We start from the raw sequence: 18,242 nt of genomic DNA, 5'->3' as shown, positions 1-18,242 counted from the left end.
AGCCTGCGGCAGCTCCTACAGGATGTACATCAAGCCAATGTAGGAGCTGCCGAAGGCTGCGATCTTTTGCTCTCGAAAATAAATGAGCCGTTTTTCAGATCTGGCGTGACAGAGAAGGAAAGCCCCCTTGATTCAACCTTCTCAGGATCAACCTTCATGCACCCCACCCGCCTCACGCCACTGGCCCGCCGCCTGCGCAACCTCGTACTGGGCGCCAGCCTGAGTTTCAGCGTCCTGCCCGCCGCGATGGCCGCCGAAACCAAGGTTTACCACATCGCCCCGGCGTCGCTGGAAAATGCCCTCAACCAGTTTGGTCGTGAAGCCGGCGTCCTGATTTCCTTCGGCTCGCAGATCACCAGCGGCGTGCAAAGTCGTGGCCTGGAAGGCAGCTACACCGCCGCCCAAGGTCTCGAGGCACTGCTCGAAGGCACCGGCCTGCAAGCCCGCGCCGAAGGTAACAACGCGTTCAGCCTGCAACCGGTCGGCGACACCGCGCTGGAGCTGGACGCCTCGAAAGTCGTCGGTGACTGGCTCGGTGACGCGGCGCAGGTCAACGTGTTCGAGCATCCGGGCGCCCGCGACGTGATCCGCCGTGAAGACTTCGAACGCCAAGGCGCGACCCAGGCGCGCGATGTGCTCAACCGCATCCCCGGGGTCAACGCGCCGGAAAACAACGGCACCGGCAGCCACGACATGGCGCTGAACTTTGGCATTCGCGGTCTTAACCCGCGCCTGGCTGCACGTTCGACAGTGCTGATGGACGGCATTCCCGTGCCGTTCGCCCCTTACGGCCAGCCACAGTTGTCGTTTGCGCCGATCAGCATGGGCAACATGGACGCGGTGGATGTGGTGCGTGGCGGCGGCGCGGTACGGTACGGCCCGCAGAATGTCGGCGGTGTGGTCAACTTCGTCACCCGCGCCATTCCCGATGAGCCGACGGTCAAGGGTGGGTTCCAGACAGAAACCAGTCCGTCGTCGAGCCATGACGGCTTCAAGACCAGCGCCAATCTGCTGGCAGGCGGCACCCATGCCAACGGTCTGGGCGGCGCGTTGCTGTATTCTGGCACTCGCGGTGGCGACTGGCGTGAACACAGCGACAGCGAGATCGACGACCTGATTCTCAAGGGCAAATACCAGCTCGACGAGGCCAACAGCTTCAACGCCATGGCCCAGTATTACGAAGGCAAGGCCGACATGCCCGGTGGCCTGAGCGTCGCCGATTACGATGCCGATCCGTACCAGTCGACGCGCTTGAAAGACCAGTTCTGGGGTCGCCGGACGATGTTCAACTTTGGCTATCGCTACCAGGAAGATCGCCGCGAATTCACCGCCAACACCTTCTTCACCAAAACCCTGCGTAGCGGTTATCTGGACCAGGGCAGCTTTCTCTCGCTGTCGCCGCGTGAGTATTGGGTACGCGGTTTCGAAACGCGCTTCGCCCAAGGTTTTGATCTGGGCCCGACCAGCCATGAAGTCGGCGTCGGCTACCGCTACATCAACGAGGCCGGCCACGAGTTGCGTTATCGCACGCCGATCAGCAGCAACCAATACCCGACCACCAACAGCCGCAACGACCGCGACACCCGCGGTGGCACCGAAGCCAATGCGTTGTTCGTCGACGATCGCATCGACATCGGCAAATGGACCATCACCCCGGGCGTACGCTACGAGATGATCGAGTCGCAGCAGACCAACAACCTGACCAACGTCAAATACCAAGGCGACTACAACACCGCGCTGCCGGCACTGAACGTGCTGTATCACCTGACTGACAGCTGGAATCTGTACGCCAACACCGAAGGCTCGTTCGGCAGCGTGCAGTACAGCCAGATGCCTAACCGCGTGAGCAGCGGCGAAGTGAAACCGGAGAAGGCCCGCACCTGGGAACTCGGCACCCGTTACGACAACGGCGCACTGCGCGCAGAAATTGGTGCGTTCCTGATCAACTTCGACAACCAGTACGAAAGCAACCAGACCAATGATTCGGTGATCGCCCGTGGCCAGACCCGCCATCAGGGAATCGAGACCAGCGTCAATTACGCACTGGATGACTTGAGCCCGGCACTGGCCGGTTTCGATGTGTACGCCACTTATGCCTATGTCGACGCGACCATCCGCGAAGACGGGCCGAACAAGGGCAACCGCGTACCGTTCTCCTCGAAACACAAAGGCACAATTGGCGTCGGTTACACCGAAGGGCCGTGGAAGCTCAACGTTGACAGCAGCTTCCAGAGCGACCAGTTCGCCGACAACGCCAACACCTCCAAGGAAAGTGCCGACGGCAGCACCGGCAAAATCCCCGGCTACATGCTGTTCAGCAGCCGCGCCGGTTACGACTTCGGCCCGCAACTGTCGGATCTGAACGTGGCAGTGGGGGTGAAGAACATCTTCAACACGCAGTATTTCACCCGCTCGTTTGATGACAACAATAAAGGCAAGTACGTGGGTGAACCGCGCACGGTGTACGTGCAAACCTCCCTCGCGTTCTGAGATTGAAAAAAACCTCACCCTAACCCTCTCCCAAGGGAGAGGGGACTAATTGCGGGATGCTTGCGAAGTACGCCGACCTGATTCTGCTTTGCCGAATCCATAGTCGAGTGGGTCTTTCAGGTCGATGTTTCACGTCAGACACCTCGGTCGGCCCCCTCTCCCGGAGGGAGAGGGCTGGGGTGAGGGGCCGCTTTCTGATGCCCTGCGCAAAAAACGCCACAAACAAAAACGGGCCTGCTTGCGCAGGCCCGTTCTCATGGGGTGGCTTGAAAATCAGCGTATCAACTGTTGATCGCTGCCTGTTCATTCTCGAGAAATTCTTCCTCCAGCAGTGCATCATTCGCCTTGCTGAATGGCACGATGGCGGCGCGAGGTTTGCCTCGCAGTTTGCCAAACAGGTGCTCCAGCGCGTGTTCCAGTTTTTCGGCTGCACCGTCGATCGCCTGTTCCAGCGAATCGGCTTTGTGGGTGACGGAAATCGGTTGATGGCCTTTTGGCCGCGCTTCCAGTTGGCAGCGCAAGTCATGGGGACCTGGTTTGTCGCCGTTCTCGTCGCTCAGGTGGACTTCGACACGGGTCAGGTCTTCTTCATAACGTTCGAGCGTGCTCTCAATAGTTGTACGTACCCACTCCTCCAGTCGCTTACTGCTTTGAATATGGTTATCGCTGTTGACTTGGATTTGCATAGTTCATCCCTTATTTCAGCTAGCTCGCCAGAGGCCTTGAGTTGGATTTCCTGACCTCCTGGTTACAACAATCGGCCCGACCGGCGAACATTTCAACCCCTGAAAAAAGATAAATATTCATTCGCAAAAAAAGCCGGACAACCGAGCACGTCACTGGTAAGGTCGGGAGTTGGGTCGCCTGGCAACCCTGCAAAATCTGCTCACAATTGCCCGTCGTTCAACGGGTGCAAGCTGCGGAAAATCCCCGCCTCCTCCACCAGCCAGTCATGCACCGCGCGCACGCCCGGATGGCTCAACGCCCCCGGCGCATAGAGCAATACATAGCGCTTGTGGTTAGGCACCGACAGCCCGAACGGCACGATCAACGTCCCGCGCTCCAGCTCATCGTTGAGCAACGTGCGCCGGGCAATCGCCACGCCCATACCGGCGATCGCCGCTTCGATGGTCAGGTGATTGCGATTGAACGTGTGCCCACGCCGTACGTCGGCGCCTTCAAAGCCAATCGCATTCAGATAGAACTCCCACTCCGCGTATTCATAACTGCCGCGCCAGGCGGTGATGTCGTGCAACAACGGGAAATGCACCAGATCCGCCGGCCCATGCAGCGGTGGGCGTCCGCGCAACAAACTCGGCGCACACACCGGAAAAATCTGCTCATCGAGCAAGGCTGTGGATAACAGTCCCGGATAACTGCCGTCGTTCAGGTCAATCGCCAGATCGAAATCGCCCTCGTGCAACGGCACGCTGCTGTCCTCGGCCACCAGCCGTAACTGGATGTCCGGATAACGCTGTTGCAGGCGCGGCAAACGCGGGGTCAGCCATTTGCTGAGGAACGACGGAATCGAACGCACCCGCAGAATCCCGCTGATCATCCCGGCATCCAGCCGACGCAATTCAGCATCGATGTTGCCGTAGGCCTCATTGACGGTGATGGCCAGCCGCTGGCCTTCCGCACTCAACTCGACACCCCGCGCCCGGCGATGAAACAGGCGAAAGCCCAGACGCTCTTCCAGTTGGCGAATCTGCTGACTGACCGCCCCCGGGGTGATGTGCAGCTCTTCCGCGCAACGGGTGAACGACAGGTGCCGCGCGGCACAGGAAAACACCTGCAGCCAGACATAGGTCTGGGCGTGCAATTGACGACTCATCGTTTAGTCCTGCTAAAGGCTTTCTTAGGAAGTTTCGTTGGTCACGTAGGACCGAGGTGGGCAGTATCGCCGACATTGCGCTTGTCCTACAAAAATGGCAGCGATTCCTACTCCATTGCTTGTAAGGGTTTAGCATGGCTATCAGTGTTTTCGATCTATTCAAAGTCGGCATCGGTCCGTCCAGTTCCCACACCGTCGGCCCGATGCGCGCTGCCGCGACCTTCGCTCAGGCGTTGATCGAGCAACGTCTGCTCAACGATGTGCGCCGCGTGGAAATCCGTTTGTACGGCTCGCTGTCGGCCACCGGTGTCGGCCACGCCACCGACCGCGCCACGGTCATGGGCCTGATGGGCGAATGGCCGGACAGCATTGATCCCTCGACCATCGACCCACGCATCCAGCAACTGCGCGAAAGCGGCCAGTTGCTTCTGGCCGGCCAGAGAGAAATTTCCTTCAACTGGCAGCACGATCTCCTGCTGCTGGACGAAAGCCTGCCCTACCACCCCAACGCCATGTCGCTGACAGCCTTTGGCGAAAGCGCCGAGCTGTTCACGCAAACGTACTACTCGATTGGCGGCGGTTTCATCGTCGAAGCGGCGCAAGCCGAGTCCGGTGTGGCGCCGGCCGGCGACGTGGTGCTGCCGTACGATTTTTCCAGCGCCGCCGAACTGCTCAGCCTGTGCAAGCAGCACAACTTGCGCGTGTCGGAGCTGATGATGGCCAACGAACGGGCCTGGCGCAGCGACGCTGAAATCCGTAACGGTTTGCTGCACATCTGGTCAGTGATGCGCGAGTGTGTCGAGCAAGGCCTGCGCCACGAAGGCATCCTGCCCGGTGGTCTGAACGTGCCGCGCCGCGCGGCGAAATTGCACCGTAGCCTGCAGGAAATCGGCAAGCCGAATGTCATCAGTTCGACGCTGTCGGCGATGGAGTGGGTCAACCTTTTCGCCCTCGCCGTTAACGAAGAGAACGCTGCCGGCGGGCGCATGGTGACCGCGCCGACCAATGGCGCGGCCGGGATCATTCCGGCGGTGCTGCACTACTACATGAAATTCAATCCGGACGCGTCTGACGATGACGTGGTCGCGTTCTTCATGGGCGCCGCCGCTGTCGGCATTCTGTGTAAGAAAAATGCCTCGATCTCCGGCGCTGAAGTCGGCTGCCAGGGCGAAGTCGGTTCGGCCTGCGCGATGGCCGCGGCGGGCCTCGCTGAAGTGTTGGGTGCGACCCCGGAGCAACTGGAAAACGCCGCCGAAATCGGCCTGGAACACAACCTCGGCCTGACCTGCGACCCGGTCGGCGGCCTGGTACAGGTGCCGTGCATCGAGCGCAATGCCATCGCCGCCGTGAAGGCGATCAATGCCACACAAATGGCCCTGCGCGGCGACGGCAAACACTTCATTTCCCTCGACCGGGTGATCCGCACCATGCGCGACACCGGCGCCGACATGCACGACAAATACAAAGAGACTTCACGGGGAGGCCTGGCCGTGAGCTGGGTGGAGTGCTGACGCGCATTCCCTGACCGCCCCGGCAGGCCGCAACTTGCGGCCTGCCAACCGTGAGCCCGAGCAAAAATAATAACGAGGCAAAAACGATGACCGATGTACGTACACCTGCTGCCGAAAATCCCGCTGTAGATCGCACACGCAACACCGAAGTTGCCCACAAGGGCTGGAGCAAATCCGACACCACCTGGATGCTCGGTCTGTATGGCACCGCCATCGGTGCCGGCACATTGTTCCTGCCGATCAATGCCGGCGTCGGCGGTTTCTGGCCGTTGCTGATTCTGGCGCTGCTAGCCTTTCCGATGACCTTCTTCGCCCACCGGGGACTGACCCGCTTCGTGCTGTCCGGGCGTTCCGGCGACATCACCGAAGTCGTCGAAGAACACTTCGGTATCGGCGCCGGCAAGCTGATTACCCTGCTGTATTTCTTTGCGATTTTTCCGATCCTGCTGGTGTACAGCGTGGCGCTGACCAACACCCTGAGCAGTTTTCTCGAACACCAGTTGCACATCGCCCCGCCACCACGGGCAATCCTGTCGCTGGTGCTGATCCTCGGCCTGATGGCGATCGTGCGCTGCGGCCAGAACGTGATCGTCAAAGCCATGAGCGTGCTGGTTTACCCGTTCGTCGCCGCGCTGCTGTTACTCGGCCTCAGTCTGATTCCGAACTGGAACGGCGCGTTCTTCGCCAGCGCTCAAGAGGCAATGCCGCTGTCGATGTTCCTCAAGACCCTGTGGCTGGCGATCCCGGTGATGGTGTTCTCGTTCAACCACTCACCGATCATCTCCGCCTTCGCGGTCGATCAGAAACAGCGTTACGGCGCGGAGGCCGAACGCAAGAGCAGCGGCATCCTCGCCATGGCCCACGGCATGATGGTGGTGACGGTGATGTTCTTCTGCTTCAGTTGCGTACTGGCGCTATCGCCGGCCGATCTTGCAGCAGCGAAGGCGCAGAACATTTCGATCCTGTCGTACCTGGCCAACCACTTCCAGACCCCGGTCATCGCCTACGCCGCGCCGCTGATTGCGCTGGTGGCGATCACCAAATCCTTCCTCGGCCACTACATCGGCGCCAGCGAAGGCTTTCAGGGCATGATCGTCAAGAGTTTGCGGAGCCGTGGCAAAGTGATGTCGGCGAGCTGGCTGAACCGTGCGACCGCGCTGTTCATGATCCTCAGTTGCTGGGCCGTCGCCACCTTCAACCCGAGCATTCTGGGCATGATCGAAACCCTCGGCGGGCCGGTGATTGCCTGCCTGTTGTTCCTGATGCCGATGTACGCCATCCGCCGGGTGCCAGCCTTGCGCCAGTACTCGGGACAGGCCTCCAACGTGTTCGTGGTGCTGATCGGCCTGATTGCACTGTCGGCGATCATCTACTCGGTTCTGCCCTGAAACGGGCCATAAATGACGAAGGCGAGCCAGGGGCTCGCCTTTTTTACGCCGTATCCATTGTCCAACAATTTTCCCGGCACAGCCCTTGCTATGACCTGTGCAGGAGCTGACGAGTGCAACGAGGCAGCGATCTTTTGATCTGCATGACGCACATCAAGACGCTGCAGAGCAAAAGATCGCAGCCTGCGGCAGCTCCTACATAAAGCAACAACACAGGCCACGGAATGGCCGATGGTCCGGTATGGCGAACCAACCCGATCACGGCCGGTCAACAACTGCACGTTCAATCAGGCGGTGACGCATCATGGACAACCCTTTTCAGATCATTACCGATGCCTTCGCGCCGGACTATCAGATCAACCTGAGCATTCAGGGGCTGGACGGCAGCATCATGCTGACCCTGTCCAACAGCGGCCGAATCGTCGCCAAACGGATGATCAGCGCCGAACAGCGCAACGACCCGGTACGGCTCAAACGGCTGGTGCAAAGCATTCAATTCGGCATTGCCATCGAACAGGGCCACAGTGCCATGGCGATCCTGGAAGCGATGACCAGCGGCGACGGGCTGCCCCCGCCACCGCAGCAGAACAACGGCCAGCCTCGGCCGTCGATGGGACTTTAAAGCTCGCCCTTCTCGATCTCGGGGTGTTCACCGGAACCGGCGCCGAGTTTGCGTTGCGGTTTTTCGATCTTCACCGACGGGAATTGCGACGAGGCGTAGCGCACCACCAGAATCGAGAACGCCAGCAACAGAATGCCGCCGCACAGGTAGATGATGCCCATGTCCGGCGGGTTGTGGTGCGAGACGTTGGAGATCAGCAGGCGGGTCAGCGCAGTGATCGCCACGTAGATCAGGAAGCGCACTGGCATGTGGTTGGTCTTGAAGTAAATCCCGACCATTGCGCCCAGTTCCAGATAGATGAACAGCAACAGAATGTCATCGATCTTGATGTGGCCTTCTTCGAGCATGCCGAGAAATTCCATCACCGCCGCCCACGCGGTCACCGCACCGATGGCGAACAGCGCCAGGTAGTGGAAGGTCTCGACAAACAGGTTGCCCAGGGACTCGGCCAGTTGATGCACGTTTTGCCGCAATTTCTCGGCCCAGTTGATTTTCACGATGATGTTCCTTAGCCCGATGCGAGCGGATGATGCCGGTTGGACGTGACGGTTTTCCGTATGCGCTTTGCGTCATGCAGAAACGAGGCCACGCATCATGGCGAGCCGGGATGAAACCTGCGCCGTGGCGTTTGGTCGCACCGTTGAACAGACACCGTCGACAGGAATGATTGTGACGATCCAACTAAAGTTTCTTGATAAGTTCGTTACGCTGAAAAAGCATTAGCTTATAAATGAAATATTGTTAACCGGGTCATTCTGTGAACTCGCGCACACTCCCCCGGTAATTCACCAGTTAGTTATCGAATAAATTACTCGTGTAATTATTTCCAGAGCAGACCCATCAGCGAAGCTTTAACGGCCGCGGCGATTTTGTTTTGGCAACCGAGTTTCTTCAGGCAATGGTTTATATGGAAGTTTACGGTCCTTTTGCTGATGCCGAGGATCACCGAAACATCGTCAGATGACTTTCCGTCAGCGGTCCATTGCAGAATTTCCTTTTCCCTTTGCGACAGTTCTATCGGTACCGGGATTACCGAATCGGCGCCGCGCATTTGCAGGCGCGTCAGGCCCAGATGGGTGATCTGGGCCAGCCATGAAAGCGCTGCCTGCTTGGTTTCGAGTTCCAGTGCGGTGATCGCTTCGCTGCCCCGGGCAAACGTCACCAGCCCTTGAGTTTCGCTGTTCAGCAGCGTCTGCCCCCAACCTTCGCAGATGCCATGAGCATGCGCTTCCTGCCAGAAGTCGGGTGCCTGAGCCTTGAGTTCCGCATCCCACAGCACCGGTTTCACGCTGCGCATTGCGCGCATCACGTAAGGGTCGATGTCCAGGTAACGATTGGCGGAATAGGCAGCTTGCCAGGCCGGCGAATAGTTATTGGCGAGAAACAGGCAAGGTTTGGTGATGGGGAAAAGCCTGCGTGAACCATAGGCCACATAATCAAACTCCAACTGCCTGGCAACGGTCTTGATATTGTCGAACAACAACTCGACATCCGTTGCAGACATGGCGTTTTCCAACAGTTCAGCCTGCCAATATGACATAGAGATTCCTTTCCCACAGTTATTGCTGTCGGCCTCTTGCCAACATGCCTAGCATATTTCCAAATGTTTCCGCTAGCTGTCAAGGGTGACAGGTAGTCTGCGAGCGCAGTGTGCACTTTAATCGCCACCCAACCAATCACTAAACGGAATCTGTGATGGATTACTTGTCAGGACGTTATGACCAGTTGACGACAGTAAAGCGTCAACGCTTGGCTCAATATCGCTATCAGGTCTTTGTCGAACGCCTCGGCTGGCAATTATCAACACCGGACGATTTCGAGTTTGATCAGTTCGACCACAGCGGCACCCATTACATCGTTGCGCAAGAACAAGACGGCAACATCAAAGGTTGCGCACGCCTGTTGCCGACCACCCAGCCGTATTTACTGAGTGAGGTGTTCACCGCGTTGCTCGGTGACCAGCCTGCACCGTGCGGCGATGACATCTGGGAGCTGTCACGCTTCACCTCACTGGACCTCGATGCCGAGGGCGGCAAAAACGAACAAGTGATGTCCGACGAAAATACCGTCGGCCTGTTCATGGCCACGCTGGAGTACGCCCGAACCTGCGGCGTTTCACATCTGGTGTCGGTGTCCCCGATCGCCATCGGCCGCCTGCTCAAACGTGGCGGCATTGACTACAAATGGCTGGCACCGCCACAGGTCCTGGACAACCGAACCCTCGGCGCCTGCTACATCACGGTGCAGTAAAACTGCCCGACACACGATAACAAAAAACACATCAACTGAAGCTGCTGACACGCGTCGAGCAGCACCTTTCGGTGTGGGTCGATTTCACGCCATGGATAGCAACTGCCTTAAACCAACGTTCAACACAGAGGGATGATCATGATCGACATGCACAGGAAAGTTGCCAAAGACATCGTCCACAAGGGCCACGACGACGATGTGCTGATTTACGACGCTCACCACTTGCTGCCGGCCTGGTTGCCTGCCGCCATCGTGCAACGGGCGAACCTTGATCCGGTGGATCTGGAGATTATCAATCAGGCCTATCGGCTGGACAGCGAGCGTCTGGTGCTGCGTTCACTGCCAACCATCATCGACCTGCAGGCGCTCGAACAGGCGGGTCTGTCGGACTGTCTGCCGGAACTGCTGACGAATTACGAAAAGACTACCGACCACCTGATCCTCAGCGGCGCCTGGGTGCTGGAAAGCACCGAAGCCAAACTGGCGCGACTGCCCGGTTGCGGCAATGGCCTGAGCCTCGATCAGCGCCGGCAGGTGCATGATGTCCTGAAAACCCTGGACGGCTGCCCGCAGCAGGGCCTGCTGTATTTCACCCTGTTCAACGACACCGCCAATTACTTTTTCTACCGCAAGCACCACGAGCACGTGCCTGGCTTGATGCTGATCGAAGCGGCACGCCAGGCCATGTACGCGCAGTTCTACGAGCACAGCGGTTACGCCCGCGGCGAGGTGTCGATTTCCATTGTTGATCTGCTGTCGAGTTTTCCCCGTTACACCGAGTCTTCGTTTCAGGTGGATGTGCTGGTCGGCGACTACGAAAGCATGGCGCAGCCACGGGCGCGCAAGGTCGACAAGCGTGCGCGATTCTTCCAGCGCGGCGAACTGGTGGCCGACATTCGCCTGCATGGCGAAGTGATCAAGATGCCGGTGTTCAAGCGCATGCGGAATATCAACATCGACCCGGCCTGCTGGTTCCGCCCGCTCAAGGGCATACGCCATGAAGTGCTGGTGCGCCTGGATTCCGGGAGTCACCTCTCCGCCCGTCTCGAGCTGTTGTCGATGGCCGGGCTGCAAGTGCAATGCGACAGCCCGCTCGACGGCTCCGAGCGCGGCCACGTTTACCTGTATCTGGAAAGCGAAGGGATGCTCAGTCTGCCGCTGCAATCGCTGCAATCGCTGCACGCCAGCGACGCGGCAAAGGCCGGCACGCTCAAACTGCATCTGGCAGAGCTGGATTCGCCGTTGCGCTTCAAGTGGCGCGAGGTGCTCAAACAATTCGCTTACTTCTCCCACGAAGAAACCGCCCCGGCCCCGGCGCCCGCTCTCGGACAACCGGTGTGGATGACCTTCGATCAGACCAGCGCAATGCCCGAACACAGGAAGGAAGCATGATGACGCGCTATCCCCACGTGCTGGAGCCGCTGCGGCTGGCCGGCGGGCTGGAGTTGCGCAATCGGCTGTTCTTCGCGTCGATGGGCGTGGACCTGGCCGATCACAGCGGGTGCGTGACGCCCGCCATGATCGAGTTTTATCAGGGCATCATGGAGGGCGGCTGCTCCATGGCGTTTCTGTGCAACGCCACGGTCTCGCCGCAGTCGCGCTTACAGAGCACCGGGCTCGGCCTGTTCGAAGCGCATCAGGGCGAATCGCTCAGGGCGATGTTCGCCATGGCCGAGCAGGTCAACACGCCGGTGGGTGTGCAGTTGCAGCATTACGGCGGCCAAGGCACCACCACGCACACCGGGGTTGCCGTGTTGACCCCGAGCGGCGTGCCCTGCCCGCGCGTATCGAAACTTGATCCGGATTATCGCGTGCGGATCATGGACGAAACCGACATCGCCCTGGTGATCGAGCAGTTCGCCCATTCCGCCTGGCTGGCCTGGACCAACGGCGCACGCCTGGTGCAGTTGCAGGCGTCCAACGGCTACCTGCTGAGCAGCTTTCTTTCACCGCACACCAACAAGCGCACCGACCGCTATGGCGGCAGCGAAGAGAACCGCGCGCGGCTGTTGCTCGAGGTGGTCAGGGCCATCCGCGAGCGCACCCAGGGCCAACTGATCGTCACTATTCGTCTGGGCATCGACGACCGTCTGGGCGCTGAAGGGCTGCAATATCCGGATCTCAAGGAAACCGTGCAGGCGCTCTGTCAGGCCGGCGTTGCCGCGCTGGAATGTTCGATGTGCATGGGCGCGACTTTCGGCCAGTTGATCGTGCATTCGGAGACCATGGACCACTACCTGCAAGCCGGAGTGCGGGCGATCAAGTCGGTGTCGACAGTACCGGTGGGTTACGCCGGTTTCATCGACGGTCTGGACAAGGCCGAGCAGTTGCTCGCCGACGGCGTATGCGATTGGGTGGGGATGTCGCGGGCGCTGTTTGCCGACAACGACCTGATCAACAAAACCCTGCAGGGCCGCTCCGCCGATATCCACAAATGCCGGTGGGACAGCCAGTGCTTCAGCGACAAGAGCAATCCGCGACTGGATCGGGTGTATTGCTGCGTGAACCCGAAATATTTACGCCCCGCGTTGGCATAAGGAGATGCGACATATGTACGATTTTCTGGGAAAAGTATGCCTGGTCACCGGCGGCACCAGCGGCATTGGCGAGACCGTCAGCGAACGCCTGATCAAGGCCGGCGCCGAGGTGATCGTGTTCGGCCGGGACGAGGAAAAAGGCGCGGCGCTGGCCGATCGGCTGGGTGAACACTGCCGCTTCATCGCCTGCGATGTCGGGGATCCGGCGCAGGTCGAGCAGGCGTTCGCGACTATTCATTCGGCCTACGGCCGCCTCGATTGCGCGTTCAACAATGCCGGCGTGACCGCCAAGTACGCAGCGCTCGCGCAATCGTGCCCGGATGACTGGATGAAGGTGATGAACATCAACGTCAACGGCACTTACCACTGCATGCGTCATGAACTGCAACTGATGCTCGACCGCGGCACCGGGGCCATCGTCAACACCTCGTCCTGCGCCGGCGTGGTGCCGATAGGCGGCCAGGTGGCCTATGTCGCCAGCAAGCAGGCGATCAATGGCATGACCCAGGTGGCGTCGATCGAGAATGCGCGGCTGGAAGACGGTGGCTGCATTCGCGTCAATGCGGTCGCCCCCGGGCCGATCCTTGGCGGCATGAACAGCGAGGCACGCCTGAAAGCCGCACCGGAAAATACCCAGCGCAAAATCAACGTGACGTCGATGAAGCGCTTCGGCACGGCGGACGAAGTGGCCAACGCGGTGCTCTGGCTGCTCAGCGATCAGTCTGCTTACGTCACGGGTGTGATCATGCCCATCGATGGGGGTTACGCCAGCGGCAAGTTCTGAAATCAAATAAACCAACGACCCGCCGTGTGCGGGTCGTTTTGTTTGAGGGGCGTAAATCAGGAAAATCGCCGAATCCGGTCTACATTGAAAAGCCACTACCCAAAGCGCAGGGATTCGCTTATCCTTTCGCTGTATATAAATACAGTAGTCGCTAAGACAACTAAATGTGAAGGCATGTGAGGTGGTGAATGGCCGTCGAAGTGGTATACCGCAGCAGCCGAGATCTGGAGCGCTTGTTCATGGATAAAGCCGAAGCTGACCGTCATGACAAAATGCTCGAACTGGCCGAGATGCTGTCCGAAGTGTTGCAAAAAGCCGTGCCGTCGCTGAACGAGCAACAGGTTGAAGAAGTCGGGATCTACATGGCGAAGAACCGCGATGTGTTCGCCAAGGCGTTCAAGAGCCAGCCTGATGCGCTGTCGGAGCTGATCAATGCACCGGCCGAGCCAGTGGCTGAAGAGACTGGGCCGGCAGAATCCGATGAAGCGCCGGTCAAACCGGCAAAAGCGGCGAAAGCTGCCAAGTAACAACGTTTTAATCGAAAAGATCGCAGCCTGCGGCAGCTCCTACAGGGAATACGCATTCCATTGCAGGAGCTGCCGCAGGCTGCGATCTTTTGCTTTTCAGCGATACAGGACTTTCTCCGCCAACTCGTCCGCCACCCGCGCCGGCGAGCGTTTCTCGGCCTGCGCATGGGCAAACACTTCGGTCAGTCGCGAGGAAATCTTCGACAGATGCGCAGTGATCGTCCCCAGCTCTTCACCGCGATGCTTGAGCGAGACATAAATCAACCCGCCCGCGTTGATCACGTAATCCGGCGCATACAGAATCCCCCGACGCTCCAGTTGATCAGCCACGTCCAGATGCGTCAGTTGATTGTTCGCCGAACCCGCCACCGCCGAGCAACGCAGTTGCGTCACTGTGTGGCTGTTGAGTACCCCGCCGAGGCCGCACGGCGCAAGGATGTCGCACGGTGTGCTGAGCAACGCATCGTTGGCGATCGGATGCGCGTTGAGTTGCTCCATCGCCAGTTGCACCTTGCCGTGATCGATGTCGCTGACCAGCAATTCGGCGCCCGCCGCATGCAGTTGTTCCGCCAGTGCATAACCCACATTCCCCAGCCCCTGAATCGCTATGCGCAATCCTTCGAGATTGTCGCTGCCCAGCCGCGCCATGGCGGTGGCGCGAATTCCGGTGAACACCCCCATCGCCGCGTGCGGTGCCGGGTCACCGGCCGAGGTGGTGCTGGTGACATGCCGGGTCTGCTGGGCGATGCAATCCATGTCCGCCACCGACGTGCCGCTGTCGATGGCGGTGATGTAGCGACCGTCGAGCTGCTCGATGCAGCGCCCGAAAGCCTCGAACAGCGCACCGCGGTTTTCCACATGCGCCGGGCGTACGATCACTGCCACCCCGCCGCCCTGGGCCAGTCCGGCCAGCGCCGCTTTGTAGCTCATGCCCTGCGCGAGGCGAATGGCGTCCTCGACTGCGGATTCGTCGTTGGGATAGGCAAGATAACGGCAACCGCCCAGGGCAGGCCCGAGGCGACTGTTATGAATGGCAATGACCGCCTTCAACCCGGTGACCGGGTCAACGCTGAGGTGCAGCGATTCCAGGCGAGTGCTTTGCATGAGAGCGAACATCGGCAGGCTCCCGAATCACTTCTGGTAGTCGCCAGTATAGGCTTGCGCCCAAAAATTGCTGAAGCGCACCGGAATAAGCGTCGGCGCCGACGGCGACTTTGCGGCATAACCCGGCCGGTACTGGACGAATGGCATGGACGGGGCTAAAACGAGGCATGCCCCGGAGATTTCGATGAGTCCGCGCCAACGTTTTTTCGAGTGTCTGCACCGTTCACCGCCCGCACTGTTCGAAGCGGCGCTGTGGATGGCTGCCGAGCACGAAAAAGGCCTGGATGTCGAAGCACTGCAACAGGACTTCAAGGAGCTGCAACAGCGCGTCAGCCACGGCTTGCCGATGCTGCCGGTCAGCGAACTGGCGCAACCGTTGCTGCGGCGGATGAATGATCTGGGCTTCGCCCAGGATGATTTTTTGCCGCTGCGCCCACAGGTCGCGTTGTTGCACAAAGTGTTGCAGACCCGTCGCGGCCAGCCACTGAGCCTGTCCCTGATAGCCCTGGAACTGGCGCGCAGTCTGGAGATTCCGCTGGTCGGCGTGAACTTCCCCGGGCATTTCCTGCTGCGGGTGCCCGGCGCTGATCACTTGCTGGATCCCTGCGGCGGTCGGCGGCTTTATCCGAATGATTGCCGCGAGTTGTTGCAGCGTCAGTACGGCGCGCACATGAAACTCAATGCCGAGCATCTATTGGTCGCCACCCCGGTCCAAATGCTGCAGCGCCTGTCACGCAACCTGCGCCAGTTGCATCTGGCGCACGAGGATTACATCGCTGCGTTGATCGATGCCGAACGGGTGCTGGAACTGGGCGGTGCCAGCGCTGCCGATTATCTGGCCCGCGCCAGCCTGTATCAGCGCCTCGACTGCCCCAACGCCGAACGCTTCGATCTGGAACATGCGCTGCTGCTCAGCGACGATCCGATCCAGCGCCTGCGCCTGACCGAACGGCTCGGGCACCTGCCTCCGAATTCCGTGGTCCACTAATTCCTGTGTGGGAGCGAGCCTGCTCGCGAAGCAGGCGTCTCGGTTTATCCTTTAAACCGCGTTATCGTTCTTCGCGAGCAGGCTCGCTCCCACATTGGATTGCGGGATATCTGAGGGCGAACGCACCTGGATGATCAGCAGTGCCGCAATAACCGCCGGAATCGCGCAGAAGAAAAATATCTGCGCCACCGGAATGTGCATCGCCAGCAACAGGCTGCCAAACAGTGGCCCGAGGATCGAACCGAAGCGCCCTACCCCCAGCGCCCAGCCAGTGCCCGTGGCGCGCACCTGCGCCGGATAGAAGTTACTGGCGAAGGCGTTCAACGTCAGTTGCCCACCAATGATGCAAAACCCGGCAGCAAACACGCAGGCCACCAGATAGCGCGGATTGTCGTGATTCAGGCCCAGCAGAACCGTGCACACAGCCGCCCCGGCCAACACCGCGCAGAGCAGCCGCACCTTGCGCTTGAGCCGGTCGGCGAACCACGCCATGCACACCGCGCCCAAGGTGCCGGCGAACAGGAACATCGAGGTCACCAGGTTGGCTTCATTGAGTTGCAGACCGCTTTCGAGCAATAGCGTCGGCAGCCAGCTGATCATGAAATACAGCAGAATCAGGCTGACAAAAAACGTCGCCCAGATCAGCAAGGTCGGTCGCGCATAACCGTTGCGGAACAGCTCGACCACGGTCAGTTTGCTGCCCTGCTCGCGCTCGTTCTGCTCGACCGAGGCGGCCGGCGCCTGCCAGTCCGGCAGCATTCGCGCGGTGACTTTGCGCAAGCGCGCATACGGCGGTGCGTCACGCAGCAGACGCGGCAGCGATTCCGGAAGCATCCACCACAGGAACGGGAACAGCAGCAACGGCGTGACACCACCGGCGAGGAACACCGCTTGCCAGCCAAAGCGATCAATGAAGCCCGCCGCAACAAAACCACCCGCCGCACCGCCAAAGGAAAAGCCGCAAGCGGCCAGCGTGACCATCAAGGTGCGCAGGCGCGGCGGCGAGTACTCCGACATCAAGGCCATGGCGCTGGGCATCGCGCCACCCATGCCGATGCCGCAAATGAAACGCGCGATCATCAGGGTATTCAGGGAATCGGCGAACACCATCAGCACCGTGAGGGTGGCGTAGATCAGCACGCACGCCAGCAGAATCCGCCGCACGCCGAAGCGATCAGCCAGCGGCGTCACCGCGAGCGAACCAAGGGTCAGGCCCAACAGGTTGGCACTGAAAACCGGCCCGAAGGCGGCTTTCTCCAGGCCCCAGTCCTGCGCCAGGGCCGGCACCACGTAACCGAGCACCTGGGCGTCATAGCCGTCGGTGACCAGCAACAAGGCGAGCAGGATCAAGAGCAACCACTGATAGCGGGACACAGGACGGGCGTCGAGTGCCGCCCGGAAGCTGGCAATCTGGTTGTGCATCGCAAGGTACCTGTTTTGTTTTTATGATTTTTTAGGGGCAACACGGACCCCATGTGGGAGCGAACCTGCTCGCGAAAGCGGTGTGCCAGCTAAAAGAATGTCTGCTGATACAACCTCTTCGCGAGCAGGCTCGCGCCCACAGGGTCTTACGGTGTATCGGGCTGGTTGGCCGGATGCGCCTTGATGAACGCCGGATGCTCAGCCGCCAACGCGGCTACGCGACAAATCCGTGGATAAGCCTCCAGCGAAACACCGAAGCGCTCCGCCGCGTACAACTGTGGAATCAGATAAACGTCAGCCACACACGGCCACTCGCCGAAACAGAAACCGCTGTCGCCGATCAACTGCTCGACGGTCGCCAGCCCCTGACTGATCCAGTGCGCAATCCACTCCACCACCTGCGGCTCTTCGTGGCCCAGCTGGCGCAGACGATTGAGCACGCTGACGTTGTGCAGCGGATGCACGTCGCAGCCAATCACCGCCGCGACGCCACGCACATGGGCGCGGGCGGCGAGGTCTTCCGGCAGCAGCGGCCGCTGTGGATAACGCTCTTCAAGGTACTCGATGATCGCCGGCGACTGAATCAGCAACTCGCCGTCATCAGTACGCAAAGCCGGCACCCGGCCCTGCGGATTGATCGCCAGATAGGCCGCCTGTCGATGCTCGCCCCCGGACGGCGCAATCAGGTTGACCGGCAGCGCGTTGTAGTCGAGCCCCTTCAGCGCCAGAGCGATACGCACCCGGTACGACGAGGTGGAACGGTAATAGGTGTAGAGATCCATGAG

Annotated in this window: 16 protein-coding genes and 1 pseudogene; 10 read left to right on the top strand and 7 right to left on the bottom strand. The window is 60.0% G+C overall.

Going from position 1 to position 18,242, the window contains the following annotated elements; all coding sequences use genetic code 11:
- Positions 1-156: 156 nt before the first annotated feature.
- Entirely contained in the window at positions 157-2,490 is a 2,334-nt protein-coding gene (fecA, locus tag ACM6HV_RS25595) for a TonB-dependent Fe(3+) dicitrate receptor FecA (protein ID WP_414905592.1), read from the top strand.
- 281 nt (positions 2,491-2,771) lie between these two features.
- Here fecA and ACM6HV_RS25590 read toward each other — a convergent pair whose 3' ends face one another.
- Both ACM6HV_RS25590 and ACM6HV_RS25585 read right to left on the bottom strand, forming a co-directional pair.
- Complete coding sequence (locus ACM6HV_RS25590; RefSeq protein ID WP_027610895.1) at positions 2,772-3,176, bottom strand: HPF/RaiA family ribosome-associated protein; 405 nt, start codon at positions 3,174-3,176, stop codon at positions 2,772-2,774.
- A 200-nt stretch (positions 3,177-3,376) separates the two neighbouring features.
- Positions 3,377-4,324 (bottom strand): LysR substrate-binding domain-containing protein, encoded by a 948-nt coding sequence (locus ACM6HV_RS25585; protein WP_047291811.1) that lies wholly within the window; start codon positions 4,322-4,324, stop codon positions 3,377-3,379.
- 134 nt (positions 4,325-4,458) lie between these two features.
- On the opposite strand from ACM6HV_RS25585, the gene ACM6HV_RS25580 reads away from it, so the two are divergent.
- The 3 genes from ACM6HV_RS25580 (at position 4,459) to ACM6HV_RS25570 (ending at position 7,845) form a co-directional block, all read left to right on the top strand.
- Positions 4,459-5,835: an L-serine ammonia-lyase gene (locus ACM6HV_RS25580; protein ID WP_414905591.1), complete on the top strand. Its 1,377-nt coding sequence runs from the start codon at positions 4,459-4,461 to the stop codon at positions 5,833-5,835.
- Between the two features lie 86 nt (positions 5,836-5,921).
- Entirely contained in the window at positions 5,922-7,223 is a 1,302-nt protein-coding gene (locus ACM6HV_RS25575; protein WP_414905590.1) for a serine/threonine transporter, read from the top strand.
- A 304-nt stretch (positions 7,224-7,527) separates the two neighbouring features.
- On the top strand, positions 7,528-7,845 hold the full coding sequence (locus ACM6HV_RS25570) for a DUF3509 domain-containing protein (RefSeq protein ID WP_108181719.1): 318 nt from the start codon (positions 7,528-7,530) through the stop codon (positions 7,843-7,845).
- Here the strand turns inward: ACM6HV_RS25570 and ACM6HV_RS25565 are convergent.
- Both ACM6HV_RS25565 and ACM6HV_RS25560 read right to left on the bottom strand, forming a co-directional pair.
- Positions 7,842-8,342: a phosphate-starvation-inducible protein PsiE gene (locus tag ACM6HV_RS25565; protein ID WP_003221775.1), complete on the bottom strand. Its 501-nt coding sequence runs from the start codon at positions 8,340-8,342 to the stop codon at positions 7,842-7,844. The two genes, ACM6HV_RS25570 and ACM6HV_RS25565, sit on opposite strands and share 4 nt — an antisense overlap.
- A gap of 323 nt (positions 8,343-8,665) precedes the next feature.
- Positions 8,666-9,385 (bottom strand): autoinducer binding domain-containing protein, encoded by a 720-nt coding sequence (locus ACM6HV_RS25560; protein WP_145597453.1) that lies wholly within the window; start codon positions 9,383-9,385, stop codon positions 8,666-8,668.
- Between the two features lie 155 nt (positions 9,386-9,540).
- Here ACM6HV_RS25560 and ACM6HV_RS25555 point away from each other — a divergent pair, with 155 nt between their 5' ends.
- From ACM6HV_RS25555 to ACM6HV_RS25535, 5 genes and pseudogenes are all read left to right on the top strand, one after another.
- On the top strand, positions 9,541-10,095 hold the full coding sequence (locus ACM6HV_RS25555; protein ID WP_047291800.1) for an acyl-homoserine-lactone synthase: 555 nt from the start codon (positions 9,541-9,543) through the stop codon (positions 10,093-10,095).
- Between the two features lie 138 nt (positions 10,096-10,233).
- Positions 10,234-11,487 carry an AfsA-related hotdog domain-containing protein gene (locus tag ACM6HV_RS25550; RefSeq protein WP_414905589.1) on the top strand — a complete coding sequence of 418 codons (1,254 nt, stop codon included), beginning with the start codon at positions 10,234-10,236 and terminating at the stop codon, positions 11,485-11,487.
- A complete protein-coding gene (locus ACM6HV_RS25545) occupies positions 11,484-12,632 on the top strand; it encodes an NADH:flavin oxidoreductase (RefSeq protein WP_414905588.1) in 1,149 nt (382 codons plus the stop codon). Before ACM6HV_RS25550 ends, ACM6HV_RS25545 begins: the two co-directional genes overlap by 4 nt.
- Positions 12,633-12,645: 13 nt before the next feature.
- Positions 12,646-13,416: an SDR family NAD(P)-dependent oxidoreductase gene (locus ACM6HV_RS25540; protein WP_414905587.1), complete on the top strand. Its 771-nt coding sequence runs from the start codon at positions 12,646-12,648 to the stop codon at positions 13,414-13,416.
- Positions 13,417-13,604: 188 nt separating this feature from the next.
- Positions 13,605-13,859, top strand: a pseudogene (locus ACM6HV_RS25535) (YebG family protein); the annotation flags it as partial.
- A 180-nt stretch (positions 13,860-14,039) separates the two neighbouring features.
- Here the strand turns inward: ACM6HV_RS25535 and ACM6HV_RS25530 are convergent.
- Positions 14,040-15,059 (bottom strand): Glu/Leu/Phe/Val dehydrogenase family protein, encoded by a 1,020-nt coding sequence (locus tag ACM6HV_RS25530; protein WP_047291790.1) that lies wholly within the window; start codon positions 15,057-15,059, stop codon positions 14,040-14,042.
- A gap of 172 nt (positions 15,060-15,231) precedes the next feature.
- Here ACM6HV_RS25530 and ACM6HV_RS25525 point away from each other — a divergent pair, with 172 nt between their 5' ends.
- Positions 15,232-16,035, top strand: a complete 804-nt coding sequence (locus ACM6HV_RS25525) for a SirB1 family protein (protein ID WP_239778757.1) — start codon at positions 15,232-15,234, stop codon at positions 16,033-16,035.
- 51 nt (positions 16,036-16,086) lie between these two features.
- Here the strand turns inward: ACM6HV_RS25525 and ACM6HV_RS25520 are convergent, their stop codons facing one another.
- Positions 16,087-17,457: an MFS transporter gene (locus ACM6HV_RS25520; RefSeq protein ID WP_414905586.1), complete on the bottom strand. Its 1,371-nt coding sequence runs from the start codon at positions 17,455-17,457 to the stop codon at positions 16,087-16,089.
- Positions 17,458-17,603: 146 nt separating this feature from the next.
- Entirely contained in the window at positions 17,604-18,239 is a 636-nt protein-coding gene (gene maiA / locus ACM6HV_RS25515) for a maleylacetoacetate isomerase (protein ID WP_414905585.1), read from the bottom strand.
- Positions 18,240-18,242: the final 3 nt, after the last annotated feature.

The organism is Pseudomonas sp. IT-P260 (assembly GCF_949768395.1).
Taxonomy (GTDB): Bacteria; Pseudomonadota; Gammaproteobacteria; order Pseudomonadales; family Pseudomonadaceae; genus Aquipseudomonas; species Aquipseudomonas parakoreensis.
The sequence above is the reverse complement of the archived record's forward strand: the minus strand, read 5'-3'. Positions and strand labels throughout refer to the sequence as shown.